Here is a 7,609-nt window from a genome sequence, read left to right on the forward strand (position 1 = left end):
GGCACGCCCCCCAGGAATGATGAGAGCGTCATAACGCTCGACATCGACCTCGGCCCACGGCACATCGACCGGCAACTTCCGGCCGTTCTTCTCCACATAGGCGTCGGAGTTCGGGTCGAACTCATGGATGACCAGCTGAACGTCACGCATCGTCCGTGACGAGACGTCAACGTCCCAGCCGCCCTCCTGCACGCGATAGTAGGGATACATGGTGTCGAGCTCCTCGGCGGCATCGCCGGTCAGGAGCAGCGCTCTGGGCACCTGCTTCTCCTCGCATCTGAGGCGGGTGAGGTGGATCAGATCCGATCCGATTTCGTTAGCATTCCTGGACCCAGCCCGCCCGTCAAGCCTTTACCGCCATTCCGTCCGCGTCCTTGGCCTCGCCGAACAATCGCCGGAATCGCTCGCCGGATCGCAGGATGTGCCGAGGCATGGCGTAGGCGGCGGCGTCGCGTAGCCCCGCCATCTCCTCCGGCACGCGAACAGAACCATCACCAACGCCCGGCAAGCCGGCCGCGAGATCTCCCCGGCGGCGTTCCGCCCGTCATGGCCCTACAGCCCCGCGCGGTCGTCGCTTCGTCGTCCATCGTGACCTGAGGTCCCTGCTGGCGTCTTCGCGAACCTGTTGACATCGGTCGCAACGCTGCTGCATGCCGACTGCTCAGATCGTATAGGAAAGGTGACGGATGCTGGCCATCCTGCACCATCGCGGAACCGCCCGCCAGCGCCCTACTTCGACCGCCTGAAGCTCCCCTGAGAATCCGCGATGGTGGTGCGCTCCAGCGTCAGCGCGGCGGGAGCGGCGATCCACCGCCCCCGCCGCGTGAACGGATCAGCGGTTGAGGTTCTGCATCCACTCCCGCAGCGCGCGCGCCTGCCGCGCGAGCTCGGAACGTGCCGCAGCGTCGCCGGAGGCCTTGTGGTTAGCCAGGGCGACGATCGAGTTCAGCGCCGGGATGGCGGTGGTGTAGTTGGTCGCCAGGTAGCTGTCCCGCGCGATGGCCAGGGCGGCATCGGCGGCGTCCGCGGCGTCCGCGGTCAGCAGCCCGGCCGCTCGGTCGGCCTCGATCAGCAGGCTGGTCTCGCGGTAGGACGAGCAGTTGGCGCGCGTGCGGTCGGCGGTCGTCTCGATCCCGCCGAGGATGATCCGCATGAACGAGTCGTCGTAGTACTGCGTCCGGAAGTGGCCGAGGATGTTCGAGAACGCCTTGCCACCGCCCCAGTTCTGGCACCACGCGATCGGGTGGTCTCCGTTCATCAGCCGCAGCGGGTTGGTGGCCGCGTTGCCGCTGTTGAGGCTGAGCTGGTAGCTGTCCTCGTTGAGGCTCAGCAGCGTGTGCACGTCGGCCCGCATGTTGCGGTCGAAGTTGTAGAGCTCGTCGACCGTCATCCACTTGGCAGGGAGATGCGCGGTCGCCGGGTGCGAGTTGTCCTCGGTCACCACCTCGGCGTGGATGCAGCTGCCGCACTGGCCGAACCCGTTCTGGCCGTTCGGATGGCTGGTGAAGAACCCACCGACGAGGTTGCCGTACCACGGCCAGGTGCGGAGCTCGAACGAGTCGGCGGCGCCGTGGATGCCGACATAGCCGCCGCCCTGGTTCATGTAGGCCTCGAAGGTCGGCTGCTCGGTGATCGGATCGAGCGGGCCCGGGTGCCCGACATTGGACTCGAAGACGATCGTGTCGTACTTCTTGAGCGTGTCGAGGCTCAGGAACGGGCTCGTGGGCAGCGTGACGGTCGAAAGTTGCGGGTCGTAGACGTCGACGTTGAAGTTGTTCGCGATGCCGAGCTTCTGGATCGCGGCCACGGTGTGCGGGATGTGGTCGTGCCGGAAGCCCGTCGTCCTGGAGAAGACCAGGACGTTGTAGTCGGCGTCCGGGTTGTGCGGGAGCGGGGCGAGCACCGGGTCCGGGATGAACTTCGGGCCCTCCGCGGGCTCGGACTCGAGGCCCGTCACGGGCTCCGGCGCGAGCCGGCCCTTGAGCTGGTCGATCAGGTGACGCGCATCGCCCACGAGTGTGCTGCGGGCCGAGCCGGGCCTGATCTGGCCGTTGGCGATGGAGACGAACTTGTTCAGGACCTGGCTCGCCTGCTTGGCCGAACCGGCGTCGGCGAGCGCCTTCGCCTCGTCGAGCTTGGCTTGGAGCGCCGCGCCGACCTCCGCCGGGACGCTGCCGGCGGTCACGAACCGGCCGATCAGCGTGCCGACGTCCGCGAACGACGTCGTCACGATGAACGTCTGCGTGTACTTCGCGCTGTTGGAAGCAGCATCAGAGAGCTGCACCGCGAGCGTGTGCACGCCGAGCGACAGGTCGGAGGTCTGCACCGGCAACGGCGGGACCAGCTTGCCGTCGAGGTACATGTTCAGCACAGCCACTCCGCCCGAGCCGGGGGCGGGGTCCGTGCGCGTCGGGATGAGTGTGGCGACGTGACCGACGTGACCGTCGGTGATCGCCGGGTACGATGCGGCCGGCGCGCGCGTGTCGATCCGGACCGAGATCGAGCGGAACGCCGCGACATTTCCGGACGTGTCGACCGCGCGGTACCGGACGCTGGTGTTGCCCTCCTGCGTGATCACCGCCGATGCCGTGGCCGACGCCGGCGCCCCCTCGACGGGCACGTCGATGTAGGCGGCGCCGCCGTTGAGCGAGTACTGGAACTTGGCGATGCCGACGTCGTCGGTCGCCGACATGTTCAGCGTCACCGAGCCGCGGTACCAGTTGTTCTGGCCGGTCGGCGCAGAGGGCGACAGCGTCGCCACGTTGATCGCCGGCGGTGTCGTTTCCTCTGCCCACGACGGTGCCGCGGGGATGAGTGCGACCGCCGTCACGCAGGCGGCCACTGCCGATGCGCGAAATCTTCTTCGCATGAGTGTCTTCTCTCTTACCGCTATACGGACGGGTCGGCTAGGCGCCGATGCCCGTGCCGGCGAACTCGGCCCAGTTGAGGTTGAACAGGTTGCCGCCCGTGGCGCCACCCGTGACCGAGCGGAACACCAGGAACAGCTCATGCGTCCCGGACATCGAGACCGGGAACGTCTGGCTGGTCCAGGTTCCCGTCCCGCCGGTGGACACGAGGTCGGCCGTCGTCAGGATCGGCCCGGTGATCGAGTCCTGACGGACCTCGATCGCCGCCAGCGGCGACCCGGGCGTGCGGCCGTTCGCCGCGTCCGCCACGCGGAACCCGATCGAATCGATGTTGGTCAGGTTGAATGGGCCGTTGAGCTGGAGCCAGTCGCCCGAGCCCAGGCTGCCGCGGTGCACGCCGGCGCCGCCGTCGGTGTTGGTCGCCGTGTTGGTGCCGGACTGGTTGACGACGAACTCCACCTCCTGGTGCTTCTGGCGGATCTGGTGCTGGCCGGTCGTGGTCAGCTGCGGAACGCCGCCCGGACCGCCGTGGTCGGTGTAGCGCGCCTGGACCACGCCGGAGACGTTGCCGCCGTGTGAGACGTCGTCGGCCTCCGTGTGGAGCACGCCCGAACAGCCGTTCACGGACTCCTCGGCGTGGCCGTGGGAGTCGTGGCCGAGCACGAACGTCACCTCCACCTCGGAGCAGTTCACCGTCCCGTCCTCGGGGTCGGTGACCGTGACCGAGAACGGGATGTCGTCGCCGAACGCGAACGTCCCGCCCTCCACCGGCGTATTGACGACCACCGTCGGGCTCGTGTTGCCCACGGTGATCACGGTGCTGGTCGAGGTCTTCTTGCCGGACGAGTCGAACACCGTCAGCACGGCCGTGTAGCGGCCGGACTGCGTGTAGGTGTGTGCCGGGTTCGGGTCGGTCGTGATCGCCGAGCCGTCACCGAAGTTCCACTCGAAGCGGATCGAGTCGCCGGGATCCTCATCCAGCGAGCCGGCGCTGGAGAAGTTCACGGTCAGCGGCGTTGAGCCATCGGTGCGGTCCGTGGTGAGCACGGCCTTCGGCGCGCGCCTGCCCTTGACGTACTCCCACTTGTACAGGCCCGCGTCGGGGCTGATGACGTTGAATCCGTTGCCGTAGGTCAGCAGGTAGAAAGCGCCGTCAGAGCCGAACTGCAAGTCCATCGGGTTGTCGCACTCGAACCGGAACCTGCCTGCCCCGGCGTTCGCACGGCTGCCGCAATCCAGGAAGTTGTTGATCTTCTGGACGTGGTTGTTCTGCTTGTCGAGCTTGACCTCGCGCAGCGTGTCCTGCGTCCACTCGCTGATGATCACCGAGTCGTCGTAGTACGGCGGGAACTTGTTGGGGTTCGGGTTCTCCGGGTCGTAGTGGTACTTCGTGACCCCGTGCGGACCGACGCCGCCGGTGTAGAGCTCGGGGAACAGCCGCGGGCATTCGGTCGTCGAGCCGGGTGCGATCGGGCCCGGGGCCGGCGCGTAGTAGGCCTCGCACGGGGTGCCGAGCGGCGCGTTCGTGTTGTTGTCGCGGTAGGAGTACCAGATGTCGGGGTCGGTGACCGGCGGGACGTCCCTCAGGCCCGGCTCGACCGTCGGACCGCCCTCGATGTTCCACAGCGAGTCGTTGCGCTGCGTCGGCCCGTCGCAGTCGAACTTCTGAGCCGGGTCGTTCAGCGGCGTGCCCGCGGTGGTGGTGCCGGGGGCGAACTCGTGGAAGTTCCACTCGTAGTGCGCGAGGTCGCGTTTGTAGCACGTCGGCCAGCCGTAGTTGGACGGCTTGCGCACGATCTCGTAGCGGCCGGTGCCCGACGGGCCGCGCGAGCGCTGCGGTGTCTGGGCGTCGGGCGAGTAGTCGCCGATGTAGGCCACGTCGTTCTCGTCGACCTGGATCCGGAACGGGTTGCGGAAACCCATCGCGTAGACCTCCGGCCGCGTCTTGTCCTGCGGCGCGCCCGCGACCAGCGGGAACAGGTTGCCCGACGGGATCGAGTAGGCGCCCGTGCCGGAGCCGAGGTCGACCTTGTTGGCGTCGGCGGCGGAGATGTCGCCGTCCTTGACCTTGATCCGCAGCACCTTGCCGCGCAGGTCGTTGGTGTTCAGCGCACTGCGGCGCGAGTCACCGGTGAGCCGCTGATACCAGCCGCCCGCCTGCGCCGTGCCGGTGGCGACCGCCGGCGTGGCGGTGCCGGTCAGGCCGGTGCCGTCGGCGGTGATCTGCGGCTGATCGGACTGCTGCTTGCCGCGGCGGAAGAACACGTTGACGTTCGACGTGCCGACCGGGCCGCCGCTGGTCTGGATCTCATCCGCCTCGATGTTCGACAGCGCCTCGAGCGCCGCGTCGATCGCATCGCGATCGGCGTTCCACGCGATCGGCTCCGTCGTCTGGCCCTCGAAGGTCAGCGTGAACGTGCCGCCCGTCGCGTTGGTGACGCGCACGGTCTGCTGCTCGTCGGTCTTCTGCGAGTTGAACGGCCCGTAGCCGCCGGCGTTGATGCCGCCCGCGGGCGTGTCATCGCCGGTGACCATCCACAGGTTGCCGTGCTTGTCGAAGTCGATGTCGCCCCCGACGTGGCAGCACTCCTGGCGGTTGACCGGCACGCGCATGATCTGCTGCTCGGAGCCCATGTCGAGGTGCGCCGGCGTGCTGTCGGTGGCGTCGACGAACTTGAAGCGGCTGAGCTGGAAATAGCCCACGTACGGATCCCACGCGGTCTTGGACGCCGCCACGTTCGGCGGATTGGTGTTCGGCGTGATCTGGGTGACGACCGATCCGTCGCTCAGCTTGACGTCGGTGACCTGCTTCCCCGAGTAGTAGAGGTAGACCCACTTGTTGGTCGCGAAGTCGGCGTCGACCGCCGGGCCATAGAGCCCGTCCTCGCCCGCGGAGTAGATCTGCTGCGTCATCGGCAGGCTCGGGTCGGCGAAGTTGGCGACGACCGTGGTGACGCCCGTGGCCGAGTCGTGCATGCGCAGCGAGCCGAGGCGGTCGGTCTGCAGAACGCGGCCGTCCGGCAGCTGGTCGAAGCCGATCGGCTCCTGCAGGTTCGGCGGCGAGCCGATCTTCGTCTGCTGGTAGTTGGCCAGCACGGTCGCGCCGCAATCGCTGTAGACCGGGTCGGCCTGGCCCGCGGCCCAGCCGATCGCGCCCTTGAGGTGCTTGGTGAGGCCGGCGTCGAAGCTCGCGGCCGTGTTGCCCAGGCCGGTGTAGAACGAGCGGCCGCCCTGGAAGTCCTTACACCACGAGACCGGGTGATCGGCGCCCATCGTGCCCCCGGCGATCCCGTCGAGGTCGGCGCCCTGCGGCTGCGGCCCGAACGGGTCCTCGACGACGGTGGCGAGGACGTGTGACACACCGCGGACGTTCTTCGTGAAGTTGTACCAGTTGTCGGTCCGCGACCAGAACTGCGGCAGATCCTTGCTCGCGTCGTGGACGCGGTCGGCGACCTTCACGTCACCCGATTGCACGTCGGTCCTGCCGGACGCACGCGTCCCCAGGAGGTCGGTCAGGAACGACCAGGACTCGTCGGTCTCGACCGCCGAGCCGACGCCGACGAAGCCGCCGCCCTCGCGGAAGTAGCTCTCGAAGTTCGTGCGTTGCGCGTCCGTGAGCGGGCTCGCGAGACCCGTGTCCAAGAACACGACCGCGCGGTACTGCTGCAGCTTCTTCTGCGTGAAATGGCGGCCCACGTCAGCGGGCCGGGGGGCCTCGACCGTGAAATGACCAGGTTTTGCCGCATTCCGGATCGCGGCCAGGCCGGCCGACGACACCGCGTCCTGGGTGCTGCGCACCACGAGCACCTTGAAAGCGTGCTTATCGGGCTTGGCAGGCTTATCAGGCTTGGCAGGCTTAGCGAACTTAGCGGGCTTAGCCGCCGTGGCGGCCTCGACGCTCACCGGCGTCGCGAGGAGCGTGATGAAAGGGGCGATGAGGGCCAAGGCCATCGCGGCCGCGGTGCGACGTCTCGGGCGTCGTCCCTTTCCTGGCAGGGCTGCGTCGAGCAGCCTGGCCCACGTCTGATGATGTGGTGACATGAAAACCTTCCTGACCGGAGGATGTCAGGCAAGGCGCGCGCCGCCGCGCTTGTTGCCACTTGGCGGTAGCGGATATTGCGGTTGCCGGAGAGTGCCGTCTCCAGGTCTGCGGGGCCGTCGGTCAGGTGCCGGCCTGGGTGAATCCATGATCGTGGTCGGGTCGTCGATGATGTGGTCGATCACCATGCTCGCCGCGCCACGGGAGGCGGCGCCGAAGCCGGGCGTGGAGGCGACGAATCGGCAGTGGGCGGCTGGAGCGGCTGCCACGAGCCGTTGCAGCCGGTCTTGTGCGTGTGGCGGCAGCCACTGGGCAGCGAGGCGAAACAGCCTCCGATGACGATCACTCGCGGGTTGAACCGGTTGGCCAGGATCGAGTCACCGGGACAGGTCAGGTGTGCTCAGGCCGATGCGGAGTTGATGGACTTGGAGAAGACCTCCATCATCGCCCTGGCGAACTGCGGCATGTCGGGCCACCCCCGGCAGGAGATGAGATTGCCGTCCACCACGTCGGGAGCGTCGATGACCGTCGCACCCGCGTTCTCCATGTCACCGGTGATAGGCGGGAAGCACGCCGTCTTACGGCCCTTCAGCAGCCCGTACACCGCCGGCACCTGCGCACCATGGCACACCAGCGCGATCGGGAGATTACGCGCGAAGAAGTGCTCGGTGATCCGCCGGACATCGGCATCGACCCGGATCCA

Annotated in this window: 4 protein-coding genes; all 4 read right to left on the reverse strand. The window is 67.8% G+C overall.

Annotation, left to right across the window (positions count from 1 at the left end; all coding sequences use genetic code 11):
- Positions 1–261: DJ-1/PfpI family protein (locus IEY93_RS38995; RefSeq protein ID WP_229691741.1), on the reverse strand; the 261-nt coding region annotated here is incomplete at its 3' end.
- A gap of 571 nt (positions 262–832) precedes the next feature.
- Positions 833–2,869: a ThuA domain-containing protein gene (locus IEY93_RS35535; protein WP_189167567.1), complete on the reverse strand. Its 2,037-nt coding sequence runs from the start codon at positions 2,867–2,869 to the stop codon at positions 833–835.
- A 37-nt stretch (positions 2,870–2,906) separates the two neighbouring features.
- Entirely contained in the window at positions 2,907–6,818 is a 3,912-nt protein-coding gene (locus IEY93_RS35540) for a ThuA domain-containing protein (protein WP_189167568.1), read from the reverse strand.
- 488 nt (positions 6,819–7,306) lie between these two features.
- Positions 7,307–7,609: DJ-1/PfpI family protein (locus IEY93_RS39000; RefSeq protein WP_229691740.1), on the reverse strand; the 303-nt coding region annotated here is incomplete at its 5' end.

This window comes from Sphaerisporangium melleum (assembly GCF_014646695.1).
Taxonomy (GTDB): Bacteria; Actinomycetota; Actinomycetes; order Streptosporangiales; family Streptosporangiaceae; genus Sphaerisporangium; species Sphaerisporangium melleum.

Excerpts from the sequence above, each read along its gene's own strand:
- IEY93_RS35535 (WP_189167567.1), bottom strand. The coding sequence starts at position 2,869 with ATGCGAAGAAGATTTCGCGCATCGGCAGTGGCCGCCTGCGTGACGGCG.
- IEY93_RS35540 (WP_189167568.1), bottom strand. The coding sequence starts at position 6,818 with ATGGCCTTGGCCCTCATCGCCCCTTTCATCACGCTCCTCGCGACGCCG.